The organism is Halomonas faecis (assembly GCF_010993975.1).
In the GTDB taxonomy this organism is placed as follows: domain Bacteria; phylum Pseudomonadota; class Gammaproteobacteria; order Pseudomonadales; family Halomonadaceae; genus Halomonas; species Halomonas faecis.
The window spans coordinates 83,312-108,270 of sequence record NZ_JAACZO010000022.1 but is presented as its reverse complement, the minus strand read 5'-3'; the positions used below and the strand labels follow the sequence as shown (position 1 = coordinate 108,270).

At 64.2% G+C, this 24,959-nt stretch carries 22 protein-coding genes and 2 pseudogenes; 5 read left to right on the top strand and 19 right to left on the bottom strand.

The genetic code is table 11. The features are described 5' to 3' along the window. Nucleotides 1–150: 150 nt before the first annotated feature. From GFD32_RS10650 to abiEi, 6 genes are all read right to left on the bottom strand, one after another. Nucleotides 151–909 (bottom strand): DUF3307 domain-containing protein, encoded by a 759-nt coding sequence (locus GFD32_RS10650; protein WP_163576514.1) that lies wholly within the window; start codon nt 907–909, stop codon nt 151–153. Beyond that, nucleotides 906–1,553 carry a hypothetical protein gene (locus GFD32_RS10645; RefSeq protein WP_163576513.1) on the bottom strand — a complete coding sequence of 216 codons (648 nt, stop codon included), beginning with the start codon at nt 1,551–1,553 and terminating at the stop codon, nt 906–908. Before GFD32_RS10645 ends, GFD32_RS10650 begins: the two co-directional genes overlap by 4 nt. A 108-nt stretch (nt 1,554–1,661) precedes the next feature. Then, nucleotides 1,662–2,840 carry a vWA domain-containing protein gene (locus GFD32_RS10640; RefSeq protein ID WP_163576512.1) on the bottom strand — a complete coding sequence of 393 codons (1,179 nt, stop codon included), beginning with the start codon at nt 2,838–2,840 and terminating at the stop codon, nt 1,662–1,664. Nucleotides 2,841–2,843: 3 nt separating this feature from the next. Beyond that, entirely contained in the window at nt 2,844–3,689 is an 846-nt protein-coding gene (locus GFD32_RS10635; RefSeq protein ID WP_163576511.1) for an AAA family ATPase, read from the bottom strand. An 82-nt stretch (nt 3,690–3,771) separates the two neighbouring features. Further along, on the bottom strand, nt 3,772–4,701 hold the full coding sequence (locus GFD32_RS10630) for a nucleotidyl transferase AbiEii/AbiGii toxin family protein (protein WP_205599100.1): 930 nt from the start codon (nt 4,699–4,701) through the stop codon (nt 3,772–3,774). Further along, nucleotides 4,691–5,227: a type IV toxin-antitoxin system AbiEi family antitoxin gene (gene abiEi, locus GFD32_RS10625; protein WP_163576510.1), complete on the bottom strand. Its 537-nt coding sequence runs from the start codon at nt 5,225–5,227 to the stop codon at nt 4,691–4,693. Before abiEi ends, GFD32_RS10630 begins: the two co-directional genes overlap by 11 nt. Nucleotides 5,228–5,311: 84 nt before the next feature. On the opposite strand from abiEi, the gene GFD32_RS10620 reads away from it, so the two are divergent. Further along, the gene (locus GFD32_RS10620; RefSeq protein WP_163576509.1) at nt 5,312–5,629 is read left to right on the top strand and encodes a cupin domain-containing protein; all 318 of its coding nucleotides are present in this window, start codon (nt 5,312–5,314) and stop codon (nt 5,627–5,629) included. 23 nt (nt 5,630–5,652) lie between these two features. Here GFD32_RS10620 and GFD32_RS10615 read toward each other — a convergent pair whose 3' ends face one another. The 11 genes and pseudogenes from GFD32_RS10615 to GFD32_RS10570 all read right to left on the bottom strand — a co-directional run bounded on the left by GFD32_RS10615 (nt 5,653) and on the right by GFD32_RS10570 (nt 15,632). After that, nucleotides 5,653–6,540: an NAD(P)-dependent oxidoreductase gene (locus GFD32_RS10615; RefSeq protein WP_163576508.1), complete on the bottom strand. Its 888-nt coding sequence runs from the start codon at nt 6,538–6,540 to the stop codon at nt 5,653–5,655. Between the two features lie 115 nt (nt 6,541–6,655). Continuing rightward, nucleotides 6,656–6,762 (bottom strand): annotated as a pseudogene (locus tag GFD32_RS20130) (IS5/IS1182 family transposase); the annotation flags it as partial. 99 nt (nt 6,763–6,861) lie between these two features. Continuing rightward, a pseudogene (locus GFD32_RS10610) lies at nt 6,862–7,167 on the bottom strand (helix-turn-helix domain-containing protein); the annotation flags it as partial. 26 nt (nt 7,168–7,193) lie between these two features. Next, nucleotides 7,194–9,206 (bottom strand): hydantoinase/oxoprolinase N-terminal domain-containing protein, encoded by a 2,013-nt coding sequence (locus GFD32_RS10605; protein ID WP_163576507.1) that lies wholly within the window; start codon nt 9,204–9,206, stop codon nt 7,194–7,196. 89 nt (nt 9,207–9,295) lie between these two features. Further along, a complete protein-coding gene (locus tag GFD32_RS10600; RefSeq protein WP_163576506.1) occupies nt 9,296–11,320 on the bottom strand; it encodes an ASKHA domain-containing protein in 2,025 nt (674 codons plus the stop codon). 96 nt (nt 11,321–11,416) lie between these two features. Continuing rightward, on the bottom strand, nt 11,417–12,331 hold the full coding sequence (locus tag GFD32_RS10595) for a dihydropteroate synthase (protein ID WP_163576505.1): 915 nt from the start codon (nt 12,329–12,331) through the stop codon (nt 11,417–11,419). Nucleotides 12,332–12,381: 50 nt separating this feature from the next. Next, a complete protein-coding gene (locus GFD32_RS10590; protein WP_163576504.1) occupies nt 12,382–13,446 on the bottom strand; it encodes a methylenetetrahydrofolate reductase in 1,065 nt (354 codons plus the stop codon). Further along, on the bottom strand, nt 13,443–13,925 hold the full coding sequence (locus tag GFD32_RS10585) for a methylenetetrahydrofolate reductase C-terminal domain-containing protein (protein WP_163576503.1): 483 nt from the start codon (nt 13,923–13,925) through the stop codon (nt 13,443–13,445). The genes GFD32_RS10590 and GFD32_RS10585 overlap by 4 nt, the downstream gene beginning before the upstream one ends. Before the next feature lie 74 nt (nt 13,926–13,999). Further along, the gene (locus tag GFD32_RS10580) at nt 14,000–14,305 is read right to left on the bottom strand and encodes a virulence factor (protein ID WP_163576502.1); all 306 of its coding nucleotides are present in this window, start codon (nt 14,303–14,305) and stop codon (nt 14,000–14,002) included. Then, nucleotides 14,302–14,913 carry a DUF1638 domain-containing protein gene (locus tag GFD32_RS10575; protein WP_163576501.1) on the bottom strand — a complete coding sequence of 204 codons (612 nt, stop codon included), beginning with the start codon at nt 14,911–14,913 and terminating at the stop codon, nt 14,302–14,304. Before GFD32_RS10575 ends, GFD32_RS10580 begins: the two co-directional genes overlap by 4 nt. A 17-nt stretch (nt 14,914–14,930) precedes the next feature. Next, on the bottom strand, nt 14,931–15,632 hold the full coding sequence (locus GFD32_RS10570; RefSeq protein ID WP_163576500.1) for a corrinoid protein: 702 nt from the start codon (nt 15,630–15,632) through the stop codon (nt 14,931–14,933). Between the two features lie 272 nt (nt 15,633–15,904). On the opposite strand from GFD32_RS10570, the gene purU reads away from it, so the two are divergent. From purU to GFD32_RS10550, 4 genes are all read left to right on the top strand, one after another. Next, entirely contained in the window at nt 15,905–16,825 is a 921-nt protein-coding gene (purU, locus tag GFD32_RS10565) for a formyltetrahydrofolate deformylase (protein ID WP_320416212.1), read from the top strand. A gap of 23 nt (nt 16,826–16,848) precedes the next feature. Further along, entirely contained in the window at nt 16,849–17,769 is a 921-nt protein-coding gene (gene folD, locus GFD32_RS10560; protein WP_163576499.1) for a bifunctional methylenetetrahydrofolate dehydrogenase/methenyltetrahydrofolate cyclohydrolase FolD, read from the top strand. Nucleotides 17,770–17,936: 167 nt separating this feature from the next. Beyond that, nucleotides 17,937–19,493 carry a trimethylamine methyltransferase family protein gene (locus GFD32_RS10555; RefSeq protein ID WP_163576498.1) on the top strand — a complete coding sequence of 519 codons (1,557 nt, stop codon included), beginning with the start codon at nt 17,937–17,939 and terminating at the stop codon, nt 19,491–19,493. Between the two features lie 110 nt (nt 19,494–19,603). After that, on the top strand, nt 19,604–21,274 hold the full coding sequence (locus tag GFD32_RS10550; RefSeq protein ID WP_163576497.1) for a BCCT family transporter: 1,671 nt from the start codon (nt 19,604–19,606) through the stop codon (nt 21,272–21,274). A gap of 566 nt (nt 21,275–21,840) precedes the next feature. Here the strand turns inward: GFD32_RS10550 and GFD32_RS10545 are convergent. Then, the gene (locus GFD32_RS10545) at nt 21,841–23,634 is read right to left on the bottom strand and encodes an ABC transporter transmembrane domain-containing protein (protein ID WP_163576496.1); all 1,794 of its coding nucleotides are present in this window, start codon (nt 23,632–23,634) and stop codon (nt 21,841–21,843) included. A 79-nt stretch (nt 23,635–23,713) separates the two neighbouring features. Next, on the bottom strand, nt 23,714–24,943 hold the full coding sequence (locus GFD32_RS10540) for a GGDEF domain-containing protein (protein ID WP_163576495.1): 1,230 nt from the start codon (nt 24,941–24,943) through the stop codon (nt 23,714–23,716). Nucleotides 24,944–24,959 lie beyond the last annotated feature (16 nt).

Below are 24,959 nucleotides of genomic sequence, written 5' to 3'. Positions count from 1 at the left end.
GCGGTTCCTTGAGCTCTTCGAACGGGAGGGGCCACGAGTCGGCCGCAATGACCCCGTATTGTACGGCCAAGCGCAGGGCGCGGCAAAAGCCGGTAGTGCCACGGAGTCGCCCCGCCGGGCGCCTGTGACCCCGATGCTTCGGAGTGACGGTCAGTAGGCCAGCAGCCGCCGCAGCGCCAGCCCCAGCAGCAGTGCGCTGGTGACGCTGAGCAGGGTGCCCAGCAGCACGTACTCGGTGAGCTTGCGGTCCTGCGCCTCGCGCAGGTCGCCGAAGCGCAGCACCGACTTGGCAACGAGCAGAAAGCCCACTGCGGCGAGCTGGTCGAGCAATGCCAGGGTCAGTACCAGGGTGCGCTCGAGCATGCCGATGCGCGTCCCGGCCCGGGCCAGGGTGCCTGGCGCGCTGAGCTGTTCGCTCCAGCGCTGCATGGCTAGCGCGATGGCAAAGGCGGCCGGACGTGTCACCAGCAGGTAAGTCGTGGCTACCCCCAGCGTCTCGGGCGAGACGAGCCAGCCGACGGCCGCATCGAGTGGCCGGGCGCTGCCCAGCCAGGCTAACCATACCCCTATCAGCACCAGCCAGTGCAGTGCCTGGTCGAGCAGGAACCAGCGCAGCTGGCTGGCGGGCAGGTGAGCCTTGGCCAGGTCGATCAGCCAGTGACTGACGATTACCGCCACGGCCCCGACCAGTGCCGCTACCAGCCCCGGTGCGTGGGCCATGGCCAGGCCTGCGACGGCGAGCACCGTGAAGGTCAGGGCGCCGTGCACCAGTACGTGATGGATGAGATGGCGTGAGCGATGTAGCCGGCGCTGGCGATCCTCGACCCAGGCGAGCGGTTGTAGCAGGAAGTCGCCGGCCAGGTGGGCGAGCAGCAGCGCCAGCAGTACGGAGAGATCGGCGGCATTCATGAGCGGCCCTCCCGGTCGGCGAGGCGTTGGTTCAGGTAAGCGAGAGTATCGGAGAGCAGCGGCCAGCGTGCCGCGCGCAACCGCTTGTGCACGCTGGGCTGGCGGATGCCGAGCCGTTCGGCCAGCGCCTGCTGCGAGTATTCTCGCTCCAGGTTCAGCCGTACCACCTCCGCCGAATAGGTGGACCAGCCCGCCACCAGGTCGTCGAGATAGCGGACGAGCAGGTCCAGGCCGCCGTCGTCGGGTTCGTCGAGCAGTGCCAGCGATAGTCGCGCCGGCCCTTCGGCCAGCGTATCCAGCCCCTGGCCGGATTGCACGAAGGGGGCGTCGTCGGCGTCGGTGAGGCGTCGCTCGCCGTGCCAGTGCGATGCGCCTACTGCCACAGCGAGGCGCGCGTCCCAGCGCTGCTCGGGTTCGGAGCACTCGATCAGCGCTGCGCGCAGGGCAATGGCCACCGTCATGGCCGGGCGGGGGTCGGGCAGGGCCAGCTGGAAGGCGTCGCCGCGGAAGCGTTCGGCGCGGCCGCCGTGGCGGGCGACCAGCGCCGCCAGGGTGTCATCCAGCAGACGGTAGAGGCGAGTGCGGTCCCGCACCTGGCGGGAGTCGATCACATCGCCCGTCAGCACGGCAATTCGTTGAGGCATGGCGGTCGCAGGCTCCGTTACCGAGAGCCTCTTAGTATAGCCTTTAAAGGCTATTTTTCCAGTAAATAGCCCTTAAAGGCTATAAATAGATGATATTGCTGGTAAGCGCTATTTGGCGAGCTCGCCCATTGCCCTCTCGAGGCCTTCCAGCGTCATTGGATACATGCGGTCGTCGATCAGCTGGCGGATCAGTTGGGTGGAGTGGGTGAACTCCCAGGCGCGTGGCGGCATGGGGTTGAGCCACGCCAGGCGGGGGAACTTGTCGACGAGGCGCTTCAGCCACACTGCGCCGGCCTCGTCGTTGACGTGTTCGACGCTGCCGCCGGGGTGGGTGATCTCGTACGGCGACATGGCGGCGTCGCCGACGATCACCACCTGGTAGTCGGCCCCATAGGTGTGCAGCACGTCCATCGTCGGGATGCGTTCATGATGGCGACGGGAGTTGTCGCGCCACAGCCCCTCGTAGAGGCAGTTATGAAAGTAGTAGGGCTCCAGGTGCTTGAACTCCGCCCGCGCCGCCGAGAAGAGCTCCTCGCAGGTGCGGATGTGGTCGTCCATGGAGCCGCCCACATCGAGCAGCAGCAGCACCTTCACGGCGTTGTGGCGCTCGGGGCGCATCTGCACGTTGAGCAGCCCAGCGTCGCGGGCCGTCTCGCGGATGGTGGCGTCGACGTCGAACTCCGTCGTCGCGCCCTGGCGGGCGAACTTGCGGAGCCGGCGCAGCGCCATCTTGATGTTGCGCGTGCCGAGCTCGAGGCTATCGTCGTAGTCGCGGAAGCGGCGTTCGTCCCATACCTTCACCGCACGGCGGTGTCGAGAGCCCTCCTGGCCAATGCGGATGCCCTCGGGGTTGTAGCCGTAGGCGCCGAAGGGACTGGTGCCGCCGGTGCCGATCCACTTGTTGCCGCCGGCGTGGCGCTTCTGCTGCTCCTCGAGGCGCTGCTTGAAGGTCTCGATCAGTTTCTCGAGTCCGCCCAGCGATTCGACCTGCGCTTTCTCTTCATCAGAGAGCTGCTTCTCGAACTCGCGGCGCAGCCAGTCATCGGGGATCAGGGCCTCGATGGCGGCGTCGAGGCTTTCCAGCCCCTCGAACCAGGCGGCGAAGGCGCGATCGAAGCGATCGAAGTGGCGCTCGTCCTTGACCATCACGGTACGGGCGATCCGGTAGAAGGCCTCCATGTCGGCGAACACCACGCCGCGCTCGACCACCGCGTGAAGGTCGAGCAGTTCGCGCAGCGATACCGGCACGCCATGGCGCTTGAGCGTCTCGAACAGGCCGATGAACATGGCTTATCTGCTTTTCCTACGCATCATGAACGCCAGCCGCTCGAGCAACTGGGTGTCCTGCTCGTTCTTGACGAGTGCCCCGGCCAGCGGCGGAATCGCCTTCACCGGATCGCGCTGGTAGAGCGCCTCGCGGGCCAGGTCGTCGGCCATCAGTAGCTTGAGCCAGTCGACCAGCTCCGAGGTGGAGGGCTTCTTCTTGAGGCCTGGCGCCTGGCGCAGATCGAAGAACACCTCCAGCGCCTCGCCGACGAGCTTGGGGGCGATGTCCGGGAAGTGCACGTCGACGATGGCCTGCATGGTCTCGCGGTCGGGGAACTCGATGTAGTGGAAGAAGCAGCGGCGCAGGAAGGCGTCGGGCAGCTCCTTCTCGTTGTTGGAGGTGATGACGATGATCGGGCGGTGCTTGGCGGTGATGGTCTCGCCGGTCTCGTAGACGTGAAATTCCATGCGATCCAGCTCCTGGAGCAGGTCGTTGGGGAATTCGATGTCCGCCTTGTCGATCTCGTCGATCAAAAGCACCACGCGCTCGTTCGCGGTGAAGGCCTCCCACAGCTTGCCGGGCTTGATGTAGTTGGCGACGTTCTCCACGCCCTCGATACCGAGCTGGGAGTCGCGCAGGCGGCTCACCGCATCGTACTCGTAGAGTCCCTGGGCCGCCTTGGTGGAGGACTTGATGTGCCAGGTGATCAGGCGGGTGTCGAGCGAGCCGGCCAGCTCCTCGGCGAGCAGCGTCTTGCCGGTGCCCGGCTCGCCCTTGATCAGCAGCGGACGCTCCAGCGTCACGGCGGCGTTCACCGCCTGCTTCAAGGCATCGGTAGCCACGTAGGTTGAGGTCGAATCGAAAGCCATGGTCATGCCTCGGCGTAGCATCGTGTGGGGGAGAGTCAAACGAGTGTACGGAAGGGCGGTGGAGGGGACAAATCCCGCCTCTCTACATCTGGAATGGAGGCACAGGTTCCGATACCTGACCGTCATCCAACTGCTGGACCACTCGGCCGATCAGCGATACCACGGTGTTGATGAGATAGTCGGAGAACTTGGCCTTGTAAAGCGTGCGCTCCAGGATGTCTTGGGGGAGGAAGCGTGCCATTTCCTGTTGGAACGGGCGGCCTTGCACGATGTCGGCAAGCTGTCCTTGCCGCTGCTTAGCCTTGGCGAGGTAGCCTACGGCTCGATAGTCCTCGAGCTTGTGGCGAAGCAAGCCGATGTCGAGGTCGGCTCTCTGTTGAACCAGCCAGGCGAGATCCCAGACATCCCGATGGCGGACATAACGCTGGTTGTTGACCAGCGATACCAGCTTATCCGCCATGATCTCGTCGAGACTTTCCATCATCACCAGGGTGTCGCGGTACCCATCCGGCAGGAAGTCATAGTTGAGCCACAGTGGGCGTGGCTCCCGCGTATAGGCCGGGACGTTGGCAATTTCAAGCCTGATGCGCTGCTTGGGTATGTCCCGGCGTGCTGGTGCCGTGACGATGGCGAGCTGCCACTTGTCGACGCGCACGTCGGCATGGTTGGGGTCCTGTCGCAGTTCTGCCGGCTCCTTCACCAGCACATCCAACTGGTAACGCTTGGAGATGTAATGCTCGAGGCAGCGCTTGATCTCCGCGACCTGGGATGCGGCGAAATGGTGTCCTCCGACGAAATCGAGGTCCTCACTGAAACGCGAGGCGCCGTGGCACAGGCGCAGTGAGGTTCCACCCTGGAAGGTGAGATCGTCCAGCAGCCCCTCCCGCTCGAGGGCGAAGAGCATGTCGTAGTGCAGCAGTTCCTTCTCGATCACCGGGCGCATGTGCTGATGGCCGGGAACCTGCATGGCCTGCGTTACCAGGGCTTCGAAATCTTCCGGGTCAATCCGCATGCAGAGCCTCCGTATCGACGAGGTGGATGTTACGCCCCACCCGTTTGAGATCGGCCCATGCAGCCTTGGGGGTGGCGAAGCGCAGTGGGCGGCCGATGTCGGTCATGCGCACCAGCAGGTCGCGAATCAGGCGCTTGGTATGGGTGAACTCGATGGCGCCATAGGGAGTACGGTAGGTGCCCCGGCGGCCGGTGGTCATCACGGTCAGGCGATCCACCGGGACCTGCGAGATCGCGCCATACTCTGACAAGGCGGACTCCAGGCTGACGTAGTTGTATTCCCCTCGCCGGAGTGCGGCGGCCACGCGCTCGAGCGTGTAGGCGTCCAGGCTACGGGCGTGGGGGTTGACGTAGATGCCCCGGCAGGCGCGCACTAGAACCCCCTGTTTCACCAGACGGTTGATCCCCTCCTGTAGTGTCTTGGGACTATCCCCTGGAAACAGCTTGGCAAGATCGCGGTGAAGGAAGACATATCGCCCCTGGCGATCCCATGTTCGGAAGACCTGCTGTGCCGTGAGAGAGTCCATAAGTCAACAGATAAACTATTTATGGATAGTCTATATGTCGACTTGTATGTCGGCAAGCTGGGTGTCAAGGAAAAGGAGGTCGTGATGAAAAACCTCTTCGCATCGATTCCCCCCTCCCTGAAAGCCGAGCTATTCGAGGAATTGGCGGGCGGCGAGGACGTGCAGATCGAGCGCATCGTCTCGCGCGGCCACGCCTCACCGGAACACGGCTGGTACGATCAGCCGCAGCACGAGTGGGTGGTGGTGCTGCAGGGGCGGGCGGTGCTCGCCTTCGAGCAGGGCAATGATGCGGCGCTGGCGCTGGGGGATCATCTCACGATTCCGGCGCACTGCCGGCATCGTGTCGAATGGACGGATCCACGGCAGGCCACCGTGTGGCTGGCCGTGCACTATACCGCCTGACGGGGCGCCTCGACCCAGCATCATCACTCGGCATCGCGTTGGCGGTAGCTTTCCACCAGGGTGGCCGGGTCGTGCTCGGCGTGGCCGTGGCTGGCATGAGTGCGCATCAACTGGGCAGCCAGGCCGCTCATGGGCGTGGCGCTGCCGGCTCGCTGGCTTTGTGCCACCGCCATGTCGAGGTCCTTGAGCAGGGTGCGCAGGTGCCAGGGCGGTTTTTCGAAGTTGCTGGCCGCCATGCGCGGCACGAGGATCTGAAACGGCTTGGAGTCGGCGTGGCCGCCGGAGAGAGCCTCGGTGAGCCGGTCGGCATCCACGCCGCTGACCTCGGCGAGCGCGACCATCTCGGCGATCACCGCGGCCTGGCAGCCGACGATCATCTGGTTGCACACTTTGGTCACCTGGCCGCTGCCCACCGGCCCCATGTGGGTCAGTCGCGCGGAGATCGGCTCGACCAGCGGGCGGATGGCGTCGATGTCATCGGTCTCGCCGCCGGCCATCATCACCAACGTGCCGGCCTCGGCCCCCGCCACGCCGCCGGAGACGGGGCAGTCGATCCAACGCATGCCGCACTCGCTGTCCAGCCATTCGGCGAAGTCGCGCGTGGCGGCCGGGTCGCTGCTGGAGAAATCGATCAGCCGTTGTCCGGTGCGCCCGTACTGAGCCACGCCGCCGTCGCCGAACACCACCGACTCCACCGCGGCGGTATTTGCCAGGCACAACATCACCACGTCGACGCTTTGCACCAGTTCGCCGATGGAGCCCGCTACCGTGGCCCCCGCCTCTCTCAGCGCCTCGGCCTTGTCGGGCGAGCGGTTCCATACGGTCACGTCGAAGCCGGCGGCCAGCAGGCAGCGCGTCATGGGATCACCCATCAAACCGATACCGATGAAGCCAAGGCGGGGTGAAGTCATGGTTAGTCTCCTGCAACTGGTAAAGTCTCAGCATGCGCGAGGTGTCGTTTGCAGCATGAGTCTGCAAAAATTCACATTTAGGGGGCCGCTGATCAATGCTATGTCGAGTGCGGTACGCACTCAACGCAGCAACGAAACGGTGAGTCAACCCCGAGACCGCATCGACACCGATATGTGCCTTCATGCCGAAAACCAGTGTTTGCCCTTCTTGGTCTGCTTCACCGCCTGCTCGGGGTTGAGCAAGGCGAACTCGTCCATCATCAAGCGGCGCAGCCGTATCGGATCCGGCGCCGGTAGGTCGCGTTGCAGGCGCTGCTTGTCGATGCTCTTGACGGTATGCCAGTGCAGCCCAACCAGATCGGCGACATGCCGAATCGGCCGCAACGTGACCAGACGCTCCACCCACTGGCGCAGCGTGGTGGTGACCGGCGAGCGTCCCGGCAACCAGTCGATGCGCTCCCGTGTCGGACCGCAGACAGGGCAGTGCAGGCGTCGTACCGGGACGTCGAGTTCCACTCGGTAGATCAGCAGCGGTAACTCACGGGCGCGCCGGCGATGCACGTCATGTACCAGGAAACAGACATGGTCGCAGCCGCTGCAGACAGGCGGGACGCCGTCAGCCCGCATTCAGGCATGGTGGACCTTTAAGGTTGTCATTTCTGATTCGGGTCTGGAGTCCCAACGGCTACGGCCGTCACCCTGGCTTCGAAGAAGATCTCTCCATCAATGTCATTATTGACGCGATTTTCATCAATCTCGAAGTGCACCTGCACTGCGGTGGCTCCGGCCCGCCAGGCCAGCGCTTCGGCACACTTGGCGCTCGATTGGCGTGCCGTGGCGTACGCTGCCTCCAGCGTGACGTGGTCGCAGGGGCCCTCGGGAAGGAAGACCCGAAAACAGCCGCGAATTGGTTGCAGCACCGAGACGTGGACCCGCTGAACCACCTGGGCGAGCAGGGTGCCCACGGCGTTGGCCACGTCACCGTGAGATGGCAGCACCACTTCGGCACCCAGTGCCTCGCCGACCGCCGGGTAGTAGGTGGCAGCCGGCCCGCCCACCGCGATGATCGGCGATGTCGGTGCGAAATGGAGCGAGAATATCGATGGTGCTTTGTCGGCACCGGCTTCGCCGCGTAGGATCAGTCCGGCTAGTGAAGCCGCCAGTCGCTCCTGCTGGGCATCGACATCGGCATCGTGCAGTCCCGCCTCGATCAGTTTGGTGGCGATGGCCTGGACCACCCGGGCAAAGACCTCGCGAGAGGGGGCTTCCGCATCGCCTTCCGGCCAGCGCCCGAGTCCGTATTGGCGGCGCATGCGCTTGGCCCAGATGATCGCCGCTAGGCGGGCGGCTTCGGTATTCCAGTGATGTGAGACTCCCAGAACATGAGCGGCATCGGTAGGCGTGAAACCGCTGAAGATCACTAGGCCGCGGCGTTCCAGACGGGTCAGCGCCCTGGCTAGCCAGCGTTCCTCTTCGACGGCACGCAGCATTTCCACCGGCCCCTGGGACAGACGCTGCCAGGCCTCATGTTCATCGGGAGTGAGTTGGTTCAGTAGCGCCTCCTCGTGCTGCAGACGCATGGCGAAGCGATTGTGACTGCTGCCCGGCGGTGAGCCAAGCTGGCGCAGTAGCACCTCATACAGCTGGGGATACTGGTCAACCAGTAGGCACATGGGCACCACGCGACGAGGGCCGATGGCAAAGCCCCGACTGGGATCGAAGGCCACTTCACTATCACCGCCGAGGCCAATGGAGTAGAGCTTGATGGCCTCCACCATGGGGCGCCAGTCACCCACTCTGGCCCCGTCGAAAGCGAGCGTCGGTACGCCGTCGCGCACCACGGCGATGTCCGTCGTGGTCCCCCCCATGTCGGCGACGATCAGGCTACGGCATCCACTCAGCATCATGGCGCCGTTGACGCTGGCCGCCGGCCCGGACAGCACGGTGGTGATGGGCTGCAGGATGGCACTGTCGGCAGAGATCAGTGAGCCGTCGCCTTTCACGATCATCAACGGTGCGACGATTCGATGCCGGTGCAACAGTCCCCGCACCGCCTCGATGAGTCGTTGCACGTAGGCGATCATGCGGGCATTGAGTGCCGCGGTCATGGCGCGGCGTGGCGCCCCCAGCGAAGCCGCCAGCTCATGGCCGCAGGTCACCGGCTTGCCGGCAAGTTCATTCACGAGTTCGGCCGCGCGCTGCTCATGAGCCGGATTGCGGATGCCGAAGGAGGCCGAGACGGCAAAGGCCGATACCCGCTCCTTCCAGCTCATGATCGTCTCGCGCAGGGCTCGCTCATCCAGAGGGGCAAGCTCATGGCCGCCTGCGTCATGACCGCCGTCCAGGCGGATCAGGCTGGCGGCGCCCAGCAGCGAAACCAGTCCTGTCGCCTGGACTTGGCGTTCGTTATAGCCGATCAGCAGCACGCAGACCGGGGTGCCCTTGCCTTCCACCGCCGAATTGGTGGTCAGGGTCGACGATAGCGACACCAGCTCGACCTGGGACAGCAGGTCGGTGGGCAGTGCCGCCAGGGCATCGGCGATGCCCCCTTGGAGATCCAAGCGCGTCGTCAGGCGCTTGGCCGTCGCGACTACCTGATCGGCCGCGTCGAGGAGGACCGCGTCGGTAAAGGTCCCGCCGGTGTCGATGCCCAGCCGATAGCCCATCGAGGCCTCTCTTATAAATGTCCGATGTTGTTAACCACAGGGTGTCACCTTTGGTGGGGGGCATTGATACACGGTTTTAGGGCCGCTCCTCAGGCGCGCTGGCGACGCCGACGCCGGCTACCACGCGAGGCGGCGGGGCTTTCCGCCGTCGCCGACGGCAGGGTCACCTCGGCGCGCAGCTGCGGGAAGGGATCGTGGCGATGGGGTATTGCCATGGCGGCTACGAAGTGCTCCTGGAAACGCGGCTCGGTGGCGGTCTCCACCTTCTCCACGCGGCGCACCGCCGCCTCGATCTCGCGGCGTGCCTTGCGGCTCAGCAGGGCGATGCGTGCCCCTGTGCCGGCAGCGTTGCCGGCCGAGGTGACATGGTCGAGATCACAGTCGGGGATCAGCCCCAGGATCATGGCGTACTTGACGTCGATATGGGCACCGAAGGCCCCGGCAAGACGAATGCGATCGACGTGGTCGGCACCGAATTGCTCCATCAGCAGGCGGATACCGGCGTAGAGCGCCGCCTTGGCCAGCTGGATGGCGCGAATGTCGTTCTGGGTGATGGCCAGGGTGCGGCTGTCGTTGCGATGCAGCACGTAGGCGTAGGTGCGCCCGTCGGCCACGATGCGTTCGCTGCGCGCCGCCAGGCCGCCCTGCACGACACCGTCCTGGTTGATGATGCCTGCCAGGTACATCTCGGCGATGACCTCGATGATGCCCGAGCCGCAGATGCCGGTGACTCCGTGGGGGGCCACGGCGTCGTCGAAGCCCGGCTCATCGGACCACCGCTCGCAGCCGATCACCTTGTAGCGCGGCTCGAGCGTCAGCGGGTCGATGCGCACCCGTTCGATGGCGCCGGCGGCCGCCCGCTGCCCGCCGCTGATCTGGGCACCCTCGAAGGCCGGACCGGTGGGGCTGGAGCAGGCCAGTAGGCGGTGGCGGTTGCCCAGCACGACCTCCGCGTTGGTGCCCACGTCGACCAGCAGCATCAGTTCCTCGCCCAGGTAGGGCGTCTCGGAGAGGATCATTCCGGCGGTGTCGGCCCCCACGTGCCCGGCGATGCAGGGCAGGCCGTAGACCCGGGCGTTGGGGTGGATGACCAGGTCCATCTCGGTGGCCCACAGGCCGTCGATGGCCTCATCGGTGGCGAGCGCGAAGGGCGCGCCACCCAGTTCCACCGGATTGATGCCGAACACCAAGCTCTGCATGATCGGGTTGCCGACGAAAGTCGCCTCGAGGATGGCATCGACATGCACGTCCGCTTCGCTGGCCAGTTCCACGGTGAGTTCGTTCAAGGCGTCGCGCACCGAGCGCGTCATGGCTTGATCGCCGCCAGGGTTCATCATGATGTAGGAGACCCGGCTCATCAGGTCCTCGCCGTAGCGGATCTGCGGATTCATGCGTCCTGCGGAGGCGACCACCTCGCCGGTCTGCAGGTTGCACAGGTGCGCGGCGATGGTCGTCGACCCCACGTCCACCGCCATGCCGTAGATCTGCGACTGGAGGCCCGGCCACATGCCGATGAGGCGCCGGTCGTCGTAGACCGCCACCGTCACGCCCCAGTCGCCTTTGCGCAGGGCCTCCTGCAGTTGCTGGACGACACGGATATCGTTCTCCAGATCGGCCAGGTGCCATTCGTAGGCCAGGGCGTCCTTGAGGCAGCGCAGGTCGGACGCGGGCACGTGCATGTCCGGCTGCTGCACCTCCACGTAGTAGAGGCGCACGATGGGGTCGAGCTCGATATCGAGCACCTCGGCGCGCTTGCGCACGATCTGGCGATGCACCTGGCTCGACGCGGGCACGTCGATCACGGCGTCACCAAGCAGTTGGGTCGAGCAGCTCAGCCGACGTCCATCGCGCAGCGGCCCGCGACGCGTCTCCCAGGCCTGCTCGGTGTCGCTCTTGGCGGTGAGGTGCGTGGCCCAGGAGGCCACCCCATGCTTGGAGAAGTGCCCTTCGCAGAGGTCGACCTGGCAGCGGCCGCACAGCACGCGCCCCCCGCACACCGAATCGATATCGACCCCGAGCGCGCGGGCGGCCTCCAGCACTGGAGTGCCCACCGGGAAGCGCCCGCGGCGGCCGGAAGGGGTGAAGACTACGAGAGCATCGTCTGCATTGGACATGGGGCCTCCGTCCGCCAGGGATTCGTGCAGGAGAGCGAAGCGCCTCATGGGAGGCGCTTGCGTCATTCGTTGTTATGGTCTTGCTGTAATCCGCGCTCAGGTCACTGAACGGCGACGGCGCGTCTGACGCCGTCCGCGCCCTTCGGCCCCGTCCGCCCCCGCTGCTGGCGGCTCGCGGAATTTCTGGATCCAGCGCATGCAGTCGGGATCGTGCCCCATCATTACGTCGGCGCCCATGATCGCGGTCATGATCTCCGTGTGTAACGGGTTGGTGATCGCCGAGGTCATCCCCGAGGCGATGGCCATGCTCATGAACGCCGCGTTGATGCCGTTGCGGTTGGGTAGGCCGAAGCTGACGTTAGAGGCCCCGCAGGTCGTATTGACCTTGAGTTCCTTCTGCAGGCGGTGGCACAGGGCGAACACTTGGCGTCCTGCGCTTCCCACCGCACCGATCGGCATCACCAGCGGATCGACCACCACGTCACAGGCGGGGATGCCGTGGTCGGCGGCACGCTCGACGATCCTCTTGGCGACGGCGAAGCGTACGTCGGGATCGTGGGAGAGCCCCGTCTCGTCGTTGCTGATCGCCACTACGGCGGCACCGTGCTTCTTGACCAGCGGTAGTACCGCCTCGAGGCTCTCTTCCTCGCCGGTCACCGAATTCACCAGAGCCTTGCCCTTATAGACGGAAAGCCCCGACTCCAGCGCCTTGATGACTGACGAGTCGATGCACAGCGGCACGTCGGTGAGCGACTGCACCAGCTCGATGGTCTGGGCCAAGATGGCCGGCTCGTCAGCCAGCGGGATGCCGGCATTGACGTCCAGCATGTGCGCTCCGTGGGCCAGTTGCGCCTCGACGTCCTGGACCACACGGGAGAAGTCGCCGGCGGCCATTTCCGCGGCCAGCTGTTTGCGCCCGGTGGGGTTGATACGCTCGCCGATGACCACGAAGGGGCGTTCGAAGCCGAGCACGACTTCCTTCTTGTGCGAGCTGATGACGGTATCGGTCATGGTGCTTCCTCAGTGATGGTGTCTTGTCGTTGCTATTGAGTGCCTGCGGATCATCCCGATATCGGCTCGGGCTCTTCCGACAGTGCATGGGGAGATTCAGGGTTGAGTTCCGACGGGTTGTCGCGTCCCGGATACCAAGGCTTGCGCCCCTCGAGTACGCCGGTGCCCTCGATGATCTCGGCTACGCTGTGCTCCTGGCGGTAGGCCATGATGTGCGCGCCGCTGACCCCGGGGACCTCGCGGATCTGCTGCAACAGGTCCATGCACAGCCGCTTGCCTTCTTCCTTCTGGTTCTTGGCACCCTCCAGACGCGCGATCACGGCGTCCGGGATGTGCACGCCGGGCACGTGCTCGCGGATCCAGCGGGCGCTGCGCGCCGAGGCGAGCGGGCCGATGCCGGGCAGGATGAAGACGCGATCAGGCCCCTCGAGCAGCCCCAAGTCGTTCACCTTGAGCATGAAGTCGCGCAGCCGGAGAATGTCGAAGCAGTACTGGGTCTGGATGAACTGCGCCCCAGCGGTCACCTTTTTGGCCAGTCGATGCGGCCGCCACTCGAGGGGCGGCACGAAGGGATTTTCGGCAGCGCCGAGGAAGATGTGCGGTGGCATGTCGATCTTGCGCCCGCTCTGGAATCGGCACTCGTCGCGCATGCCACGGGCGATCTCCAGCAGCGACAAGGAGTCGAGATCGAACACCGGCTTGGCCTGCGGATGGTCGCCGGCCTGGACGCCGTCGCCGGAAAGGCACAGCAGGTTGCAGGCGCCCATGGCTGCCGCCCCCAGGATCTCGCCCTGCATGGCGATGCGGTTCCGGTCGCGACACGACATCTGCAGGATGGTGGCGTAGCCCACTCGCGTGAGCAGCGAGCAGACCCCGACGCTGGACATGTGGCAGTGCGCACCGGAGCCGTCGGTGGCGTTGATGGCGTCCACGTAGCCGTCGAAGATCGCCGCGCGCTTGAGCACCTCGGCCGGGTCGGCGGAGTCCGGTGGGTCGATCTCGCTGGTGATGGCGAACTTGCCGGCACGCAGCACGCGTTCCAGGCGACCGGGCGAGACGTGCCCCGGCAGGATCGGCAGCGAGTAGCCCGGTACGGGCTCGTCGTCGAACTTCATTTCACGGCTCCGCTATCTGCGCGCTCACGGGGTTGATCGGCCAACTGGTGCACCACGCGCAGCCAGGACGAGGAATTCTTCAGGCGGAAGTCGACCGGCTGCTGCACCACCTGGATGCGATCGCCATACGTCATCCGGCGGCTGCCTTCCCAGGCCTCGACCCACACGCAGCGCATCTCTGGCTTGACCTCGCAGTGGCCGTTGGCACGGACCCCACCGCAGGGGCCGTTGCGCAGGTTCTTGGGGCAGTTCATGGGACACGACATGCCGGTGGCGGAGAGCGCACATTGCCCGCACATCTGGCAATCGAACAGCAGGCCCTTGACACCCTTCTCGATGGCCTTGACCGGGGTTTCGGCCCGTTCATAGCCGATCCGCCGCCACAGCGGGTGCAGCTTGACCAGCAGTGGCTCGAAGCCCCGGTACACCCATTCGAACAGCCGGGCGTGACGAACCACCCAGCACCTCACCTTGTACATCCTCTCCCTCCTTGCCCTCCGCCCCCGTGATCGGGGACAGCGGCCATGGTCTTTGTTGTTGTCGTCGCGCCTGCTCAGGCGGGCAGGGCCAGCCCTTTCTGGCGCACCAGTTGCTTGAGCGCCTCATCGTCGTAGTGCGTCTCGAGGCGCGCCGCCTCGGCCTCGGCTTCGGCCTGCAGGTCGTCACCGCATTCGCGCGGCGTACTGCGCTGCCAGTCGGCCATGTACGCCTCCGAACCGCCCTTGCCGGCACGCATGGCCGCCCGATCGATGGCGAGTTGGAAGCGCAGCGACAGCAGCACCTTGGCACTGTTGCGGCCCTGCTTGGTGATCACCTGGGCGGGAATGTCCCGCCAGCTGACGATAGTCAGTGTTGTCATGTCGCCTGCTCCACAGCGGCCGGCTCCGAGACCAGGCGGACCAGGGAGGTCGCCAGCTCGCCGTAGCCGGTATGCCGGTATTCGAAGGAGAGTCCGAGTCGTGCGGCGGCACGCCGGGCCGACGCCTGCAGATCGGGATCGTCCCGCTGCGATAGGTAGACGAGCCGCCGATACTGGCCGAAATAGAGACTCGCGAGTTCGGGATGGCGCGCGATGCCGAGCTCCTCGATGACCAGCCGATCGAAATGGCGCACGAGAAAGTCGGTTAGATAGAAGGTGCCCGGTTCCTGTTCGCTGAGGGCCGCGACCACCGACTCCCCGGCATAGACGTCATAGCAGTGCGCCCCCGGCAACCGTTCGGCGCCATGCTCGGCCAGCACGTCGTCCAGTAATCCGCCCGTGCCGCAGTCGGCGTAGGCCACGAGAATACGCGGCGATCCCGTCACCTTTTCCAGTTTTTCCCGCACCGCACCGGGTATCCGATCCGGCCTGTTGTGAAGGTCCGCCGGCAGGCATTCCAGGCGCACATCGCGCCAGCCATTGGCAGTGATCAGGGCCTTGATCTCCTTGGCCAGCGCCCCGCAGGCGATGATCAACGTGGACGACATCGGCGGACCTCCCCGGCTCAGGCGGCGCGATGCTGGGCGATGAGATCCTTGGCCATGTCGACTGCCACGCCGGCATCTCGGCAGTAGGCATCCGCCCCGATGGCCTGACCGAACTCTTCGTTGAGCGGGGCGCCACCCACCATGACGATGATGTCGTCGCGCAGGCCTTTTTCGACCAAGGTATCGATGACGACTTTCATGTAGGGCATGGTGGTCGTGAGTAGCGCTGACATGCCGAGAATGTCCGGCTTGTGCTCTTCCAGCGCCTCGAGATAGGTCTCCACCGGGATGTTGATGCCGATATCGATCACCTCGAAACCGGCTCCCTCCATCATCATCGACACGAGGTTCTTGCCGATGTCGTGAATGTCGCCCTTGACGGTGCCGATCACGATCTTGCCGATGGTCTCGGAGTCGGAGGCTGCCAGCAGGGGGCGGAGAACATCCATGCCACCTTTCATGGCATTAGCAGCCATCAATACCTCTGGTACGAAGAGGATGCCATCGCGAAAATCGACGCCGACGATGGCCATGCCACCCACCAGTGCTTCATCTAGCACCTGGCTGGCACTCCAGCCACGTGCTAGCAGGATGTCTGTACCTTCGACGACTTCCTCGCGCAGGCCGTTATAGAGGTCATCGTGCATCTGCTCGACCAGTTCGTCATCCGGCAAGTCGTTGAGATCGAAGTCTTCGTCTTCGTTGTACTGTTCTGTCATGGCGCTTCACTCCAGGTCATGTCACCCCATCAAGGCAAGGGTGATGGCTGCGAGAGCAGAGTAGGCATACGGCATGCAAACCACATCCATCCAAGCGACGCATTCATGTCGAGAAACGTCATGTCGGGCACTCGGAAATCTCTTTCTGAGTTATCTCACAAAAAATTGATTTGCATCATATTTTTCGATCTTCCAATTTTTCTTCCCAGTCGCAGCAACGACGCTTTGCGTCGTCTTCAAGCATGTGCCTGGGCATGGTCGGAGTACATTGCTTGGCAGACAGCAACAACAACAGTCAGCTATCGGGGATGGCCATGTCCGCAATGACCGAAGGAAAGAATATCTACGTGCTGAAGGCCAGCTGCAAGGGAGCCATTGGTACTGTTTCCCGCATTACTACCTATCTTGCCCAGCGCAACTGCTACATCATGGAACTGGCGCAGTTCGATGAAATCGCAACGGGTAATTTCTATGTGCGCTGCGTTTTTTCCTCTACACCAGGCGTGACTCCGCCGTTAGACGTTCTCAGGGAAGAGTTTGGAAACGGTGTTGCTGAGCTCGACAAGATGGAGTGGGAGATACACGATACGCTCACCTCTCCGAAAGTTCTTATCATGGTCTCTAAGTTCGACCACTGCTTGGATGATCTTCTGTACCGCCAGCGCACGGGTGAGATCAAGATGGAGATCCCGGCCATCGTCTCCAACCACTCTGACCTGAAGCGCCTTGCTGACTGGCATGAGATTCCTTTTTATCACCTGCCTGTCACGCCGGAGACCAAGCAGGAGCAGGAGAGACAGGTGCTTGACCTCGTCGAAGACACGGGAGCCGATCTAATCGTACTGGCGCGCTATATGCAGATCCTATCCCCTAACCTCTGCGAGGAGCTGGCTGGTCGCGCCATCAATATCCACCACTCCTTCCTGCCAGGTTTCAAGGGCGCCAAGCCCTACCATCAGGCCTTTGACCGTGGCGTCAAGCTGATTGGCGCCACCGCTCACTACGTCACGACCGACCTGGATGAAGGGCCGATCATCGAACAAGTCGTCGAACGCGTCGATCATACGTACAGCCCCACCCAACTGGCTGCCGTCGGTCGAGATGCCGAGAACATGGCGCTGTCACGGGCGGTTCGGTATCACCTGGAGCATCGTGTTTTCCCCAATGGGAACAAAACCGTCATCTTCCGCTGAGGCTCCCGAAAGGAGGAGAAACCATGTCCACCTTGATCGATGGCAAGGCCCAGGCAGCCCGGCTTCGCGAGGAGATCGGCCGCCAGGTTAGCCGGTTGCGACAGCATGATCTAATCACCCCCGGTCTGGCCGTGATCCTCGTTGGCGAGGATCACGCCAGTCAGGTGTACGTACGTAACAAGGCCACTCAGGCCCGCGAGGCCGGCATGGCCTCGTTCGAGTACCGTCTCGCCGACAGCGCCCCCCAGGGCAAGCTGCTCGACTTGATCGAGCGGCTCAACCACGACCCCGAGGTGCACGGAATCCTAGTCCAACTGCCGCTGCCACCCCAGGTCGATGAGACGCGTGTGATCCAGGCCATTCACTCCGACAAGGACATCGACGGCTTCCACCCCCTCAACGTGGGCAACATCGCTACCGGGAGCTCGGGCATGGTGCCCTGCACGCCGCTCGGCTGCCTGATGCTGCTCAAGCACCGGTTGGGCGAGCTAAGCGGCAAACGGGCCGTGGTGCTGGGGCGCTCCAACATCGTCGGCAAGCCGATGGCGAGTCTGTTGCTGCGCGAGCACTGCACGGTCACCGTGGCCCACTCGCGTACCCAGGACCTCGCGGCGCTGTGCTGCGAGGCCGATATCCTGGTGGCTGCGGTGGGCCGGCCGGGCATGGTCAAGGGCGACTGGATCAAGCCCGGCGCTACGGTCATCGATGTAGGCATCAACCGCATCGAGGTCGACGGCCGCACGCGCCTGGTCGGCGACGTGGACTTCGCCGCCGTCCGGGAGGGCGCCGGCGCCATTACTCCAGTGCCGGGCGGCGTCGGCCCCATGACCATCGCCTGCCTGCTGCTCAACACCCTGGAGGCCACCTGCCGCCAGCACGGCATCCCCTTCCCCGACGACATCATGTCGCTGGCCTGGGGAGGCACGTCATCCGAGACGACCTGATACCCACCATCGCCCAGGGCGATGGCATTGCACCACGGTTGACGCAATTCGGTATGTGCGGGTCGCTGGATGAGCAATGCCAGCCTGCCAGTGCTCCGCATACTGTCCTCTCTCCAACAACACTGTCTGCGACGACACTGTCTGCAACAACAACGCCGGAGAACACCATGGATTCCCCCACCTCTCGCCGCCGTACCCGCACCGCCGGAGGCGCCCGCCGCGCCGGCAAAGGCGCCACCGCTCCGGTCGCGCCCTACGCCACGCGCCGCATTCCCTACTTCGAGGTCCTCGACGACGCGGGGCTGTCCCTCATCGAGGAGAACGCCGACACCATCCTCGAGGAGATCGGCATCGATTTCCGGGACGACGAGGAGGCCCTGCAGATCTGGCGCGATGCCGGTGCCGACGTACAGGGCGAACGGGTGCGCATACCGCGCGGCTTGTGCCGCCAATTGATCCAGGACAGCGCACCGCGCCAGTTCACCCAGCATGCACGCAATCCGGCACGCAACGTGGAGATCGGCGGTCCAAATACCGTTTACGTGCCCGCCTACGGCTGTCCGTTCGTGTACGACATCGACCGGGGAAGGCGCTACGGCACGCTCGATGACTTCCAGAATTTCGTCAAGCTCGCCTATCTGTCACCGGGCCTTCACCACTCCGGCGGCACCATCTGCGAGCCGGTCGATCTGCCGGTCAACAAGCGTCATTTTGACATGATCTACAGCCACATGAAGTACTCCGACAAGTGCTTCATGGGCTCGGTGACGCACCCCGATCGCGCCCGGGATACGGTGGAGATGACCAAGATCTTGTTCGGCGAGCGCTGGTTCGATCCTGAGACCGACAAGCCGCGCACCTGCGTGATCAACCTGATCAACGCCAACTCGCCGATGACCTTCGACGACACCATGTTGGGCGCGGCTAAGGTCTACGCGCGGGCCAACCAGGCGTGCATCGTCACTCCCTTCATCCTGGCCGGCGCCATGTCGCCGGTGACCGTGGCCGGCACCGCCGCCCAGACCCTGTCCGAGGCCATGGCCGGGATGGCCTTCATACAGTTGGTGAACCCGGGGGCGCCGGTGGTACTGGGCAGCTTCGCCAGTTCCATGTCGATGCAATCGGGCGCTCCCACCTTCGGTACGCCGGAGCCGGCTCTGATGCTCTACACCATGGCCAATCTGGCCCGTCGTCTCGGCGTGCCCTTCCGCTCGGGTGGTTCGTTCACTGCCTCCAAGCTGCCCGATGCCCAGGCCGCCAGCGAGAGCGCCAACACCCTGCTGCCCACTACCCTGGGTGGCGTCAACTTTGCGCTGCACTCGGCGGGGTGGCTGGAAGGAGGGCTGGCCATGGGTTACGAGAAGTTCATCATGGATGCCGACCAGACCGGCATGATGCAGACCCTGCTCAAGGGCGTCGACCTCTCGGAGAACGGCCAGGCCATGGACGCCATTCGCGAGGTCGGCCCCGGCAAGCACTTCCTGGGCTGCACGCACACCCAGGCCAACTTCAAGGACGCCTTCTACCTCTCGCCGATCACTGACAACAACAGTTTCGAACAGTGGGACGCCGACGGCCGCCTGGACATGGCTCAGCGCGCCAACGCCCGCTGGAAGAAACTACTCGCCGAATACGAAGCGCCGCCCCTGGACTCAGCGGTCGACGAGGCCCTGCTCGACTACATGGCCACGCGCAAGGCTGCCTTCCCTGATTCCAACATCTGATCACCCACGACACCGGCCAGTTCCGCCGAGTCGGCCGGGGTCCCTGCAGGAGGACAATGCACCATAGGCGATAAAAACAGTGCAATAACAACAAACCGAGGAAACCGTTGATGAAAGAAACCACCCCCCCACCTTCTGAAGGCATTCCGGCCCCCGATGGCCCTGCCGACCTGATCGAAACTGACTACGTGATCGGTCAAGACAACATCACTGCTAGCCCCATGGGCATCAACCTTGATCTGCATGGCAAGGTCTTTACCTTCTCCTCGCTGGTGATCCTGTTCTTCGTGATCATCACGCTGGCCCTGCAGGACCAGGTCGAACCCATCTACAACGCCTTGTTCAGCTTCTTCACCGGCAACCTGGCGTGGTTCTTCCTGCTGGCGGCCAATATCTTCGTGATCCTCTCCGTCGTGCTGATCTTCACCCCCCTGGGGAAGGTCAGGATCGGCGGCATGCATGCCAAACCGGACTTCAGCTACCTGGGCTGGTTCTCGATGCTGTTTGCCGCCGGCATGGGCATCGGCCTGATGTTCTACGGGGTCTCCGAGCCGATCACCCACTTCGGCACCGCCCTGGGCGGCACGGCCATGGAGAACGGCGCGCGCACCGACTGGGCTCCGCTCAGCGCAGCGGCAGGCAATGAGTCGGGCGCCATCTCGCTGGGCATGGCCGCCACCATCTTCCACTGGGGGCTGCACCCCTGGGGCATCTATGCGGTAGTGGCGCTGGCCCTGGCCCTGTTCTCCTACAACAAGGGCCTGCCGCTGACCATGCGCTCGATCTTCTATCCGCTGCTGGGCGAGCGCATCTGGGGCTGGCCGGGGCATGTCATCGACATCCTCGCTGTCTTCGCCACCCTGTTCGGGCTGGCCACCTCGCTGGGGCTGGGCGCCACCCAGGCCACGGCGGGGCTCGGCTACCTGTTCGGCATACCGGGCGGTGACACCACCATGGTGCTGCTGATCATCGGCATCACCGCCGTGGCGCTGTGCTCGGTGGCGCTCGGCGTCGAGAAGGGGGTACAGCAGCTGTCGAAGCTCAACATGCTGCTCGCCTTCCTGCTGTTGGCGTTCGTGATCATCGTCGGCCCCACCCTGATGATCGTCACCGGCTTCTTCGAGAACCTGCTCTCCTATGCGGTACACCTGCCGGCGCTGTCCATGCCCTTCGGCCGTGAAGACACCAACTTCACCCAGGGCTGGACGGCCTTCTACTGGGCCTGGTGGATCGCCTGGTCGCCCTTCGTCGGCATGTTCATCGCCCGGGTGTCCCGTGGTCGCACGGTGCGTGAATTCCTGATAGCGGTACTGTTGGTACCGTCAGTGGTGTCGGTGCTGTGGATGACCGCCTTCGGCGGCACCGCCATCGACCAGGTCATCAACCAGGGCTTCGAAGGCGTGCGCGAGGCGGCCTTGGAGCTGCAGCTCTTCGAGATGCTCGACCAGTTGCCGCTCAGTGCGATCACTTCCTTCGTGGGCATCGTGCTGGTGATGGTGTTCTTCATCACCTCGTCGGATTCCGGCTCGCTGGTGATCGACTCCATCACCGCCGGCGGCAAGGTCGATGCGCCCAAGACGCAGCGCATCTTCTGGGCCATCATCGAGGGGGCCATCGCCATCGCCCTGCTGCTGGGGGGCGGCCTGGTCGCCCTGCAGACCGCAGTGATCACCACCGGCCTGCCCTTCACCCTGGTGCTGCTGGCGGCCTGCTACGCCATCGTCAAGGGGCTGCTCAGCGAATACCGCCTCACGCGTGCGGCTGATACAGTGTCTGACTAGCCACTCCTAACCCCGGCTAAGTGATTCGAGACATCTGCAGGGCAATGCCAGTCAGCTAGCACTGACTGGCATTCTTACGGTGTGCTAGGGAAATCCTGGCCATCCGGAACCCTATATCTATAAGCGAACTGGCCATATGGGACTCCGCAGCCTTTTACCGAACTCGCTATAGGCGGACGTCGCTCACCAGAGCGGCAGGATGCCGTGAGCCGGAGGCGTTTTCGCCAATATGGTGCAATCGGCGGGAAGGATGTCGGTTGATGGTGCGGTGCAGCGTGGTAGGATAGGAAGCAACAGCAAAGCCTTGGCATTAGTTATTGTTCAAGGCTTTGAATCAAAAGGATTATTTTGTTTTTGGCCTGAATATCGCTTTATTCTTGGCAAGCGAACAAGCGGTGGGAAGGCGAGTCGCCTCCCCGACCCACATCGCCACCGGGTGGCGATATACCGAGTGAGCTGGCGTGCTCCTACTGGTCCCCTTCGGGGGACCTTTTTTATGTGTCGTACAGGGAGCAGCCTCGTTCACAGCGGTGAGAGAAACAATGCGACCTTGGTCGGTGCGCTGCTCAAATGGGCGTCGAAGCCGCCGACTGGGAAGCTGCGTGCGGGCCGAACTGCAGCTCGGCAAAGTGGCGGTAGAGGGGGCTGCGCTCGAGAAGTTCCGCGTGGCTGCCGCTGGCAACGAGACGTCCCTGGTCGAGCACGATCAGCCGGTCGGCTGCCATGACGGTGGCCAGGCGGTGGGCGATCACCAGACTGGTGCGGCCGCTCATCAGGCGGTCGAGCGCTTGCTGGACCTGACGCTCGCTTTCGGCATCCAACGCGCTGGTGGCTTCGTCGAGCAGCAGCACACGGGGGTTCTTGAGCAGGGCGCGGGCGATGGCGAGCCGTTGTCTCTGGCCGCCGGAAAGTTGCACGCCGCCGGGGCCGAGCGGGCTGTCCAGGCCATGGGGGAGGGCATCGATGAAGGAAAGGGCATTGGCATCGCGGGCTGCTTTTCGCAAGTCACCTGGCGATGCCTCGGGATTGCCGTAGCGCAGGTTCTCGGCCACGGTGCCGGTGAATAGCATCGGCTCCTGTGCGACCAGGCCCATGGTTTTGCGCAGGGCTCGTGGGTCGAGGTCGCGCAGATCGATATCGTCCAGGCGAATGCGACCGCAGTCCGGATCGTAAAAACGCAGTAGCAGGGCGAGCAGCGTGCTCTTGCCGGCGCCCGAAGGGCCCACCAGGGCTACCCGCTCCCCCGGCTGGATGCTCAGGTCGAAGGTTTTCAGGGCCGGTTCTTCACGGCTCGGATAGGTGTAACTCACCGACTCGAAAACGATCTTTCCGGCCAATGGTGATGGGAGGGCCATGGGGTTGGGTGGCGCGACGATGTCAGGCTGGACGTCGAGCAGCTCGAACAGGCGCTCAGCGGCACCGGCGGCACGCTGCACGTCGCCGGCCACTTCGGCCAAGGTGGCCACGGCACCGGCGGCGAGTACGGCGTAGAAGATGAAGGCCGACAGCTCGCCAGCTGTCATGCGTCCGGCAAGCACTGCCTCACCGCCTTGCCACAGCATCACCCCCACGGCGAGGAATACCGCGAGCATGGCGATACCGGTGAGCCAGGCCCGCTGACGGGTACGTGCCACCGCCGTATCGAAGGCTTCCTCGACCCGGGCACCGTAGTCGTGGCGGTCTTCGCTTTCATGCGTGAACGCCTGCACGGTGCGTATGCCAGTGAGCGCCTCGCCAGCATAGCGGCCGAGTTCGGCCACACGGTCCTGGCTCGAGCGCGACAGCCGACGCACGCGGCGGCCGAACCACAGAATCGGCAGTACGGTCACCGGGATACCCAGCAATACCAGTGTCGAGAGCCAGGGTTGGGCGATGAGCATCAGCACCGAAGCGCCCATGAGCATCACCAGGTTGCGTAGCGCCAGCGAGATCGATGAGCCGAATAGCGTTTGCAGCACGCTGGTGTCGGCGGTGAGGCGCGAGGCGATCTCCCCGGGCCCCTGGGCCGAGATGCTGGCGTGCTCGAAAAAGCCGGGCTCGAGCTCGAGCAGGTGATCGAAGACCTGCCGACGCAGATCGGCGGCGAGACGCTCACCGATCCAGGTGACCAGGTAGTAGCGCAGCGCCGAGGCGCTGGCGAGCAGGCCTACTACCCCGAGCATGAGCGACAGGGTTTGGGCAAGCCCGCCTCGATCTCGAGCGAGAAAGCCCTGGTCGATCACCAGCCGCAATCCCTGGCCCAGCAGCAGCACGCTGGCCGCTGCCACCAACAGTGCCAGTGCCGCCACGGCTAGGCGCACGCGGTACGGATGCAGGGAACGGATCAAACGCAGGAGAATACGCGGATCGGGGTGGGGCATTTCAACTGGCCGAAACGGTGGAAGACGAAGGGTTTCCGTACGATACCAGTCGCGTCGAGCGCGGGCACCGTTCTCCGCTTCAATGCTTCGCCGAGGCTTTTACGTCGGTCAAGAACGATACCTGAGGGTCGGCCACCACGACTCGGTTGCGCCCGCGTGTCTTGCCGGCGTAGAGCGCCTGGTCGGCGCGTAGCAGAGCGCCATCGAGATGGGTTTCGTTCGCTTCGAGACGACTGATGCCCACCGTAACCGAGAGCGGGCCGAGGACGTCCACATCGGGGAGCGTCAGTTGGGTGACCTTTTCGCGCAGGCGTTCGCCAATGGAGGCGGCTGTGTGCAGATTGGCGTTGGGAAGCGCCAGCACGAATTCTTCGCCGCCGTAGCGGCCGATGATGTCAGTATCCCGGAGTACGGATTGGCAGCAGTCGGCCACAGCGGTCAGCACGCGATCGCCCGTGGCGTGCCCGTGTCGGTCGTTGAGGCACTTGAAGTGGTCGATGTCCACCATGCACATCGCCAGTGGGGTCTGCTCGCGCAGTGCTCGGCTGAGCTCGCGATTGGCCAGCTCGAAGAAGTGGCGGCGGTTGGCGATGCCGGTGAGCTCGTCGGTGGTGGCCATATGGCGCAGTCGTTCCTCGAGCTGACGACGTTCCTCGATCTCGTTGTGCAGTTGGCGGTTGGCTTCGCGCTCTTCGAGCAGCGAGGCGAACTGGTTGCGCTGCGGGCGGTCGAGACGCGTCAGCGTCAGGCTGCCCAGCAGATTGACGAAACCCAGCAACAGCAGACTGGTGAACATCAGTCCAGGAGCCAGGCTCGACCATATCAACATCGCCGTGACGACACCGCTGGCCAGGTAGACGTTCCAAATCAGAATCCAGGGAAAGCGGTTGGGCACGAACAGGTAGAGCACCATGCTGGCGAAGATCATCGAGGCGAGGTGGATGCCGATCTGGTCCGGGCGCAAGGGAATGGTGGCCATCAGTCCGGTGAGACAAATTAGGCAGATGACATTGACCGGTAGTGGGCGCTGGGCGAGCGCTGGGCGTTTGAGCGTCACCATGGCCAGGGATACGCAGCTCAGCGCCACGGCCACGCGCATCGCCAGCAGCCAACTGTACGTCTCGCCCAGGCCGAGCATGGCGTAATCCGCGAGGCTGAAGGCGAGAAAGAGTCCGGCAGCCGACCACAGCGCATAGCGTAGCTGGCAGGCATGGTGGGCCTGCATCGTGCGCTGGAACAGTGCCTCCAGGGTCGGCTCGCGGAATTCGGAGTACCAGTTGAGCCGCATGCTTGCCTTAGCGTCGGACACGCCTGATCCCATCTGC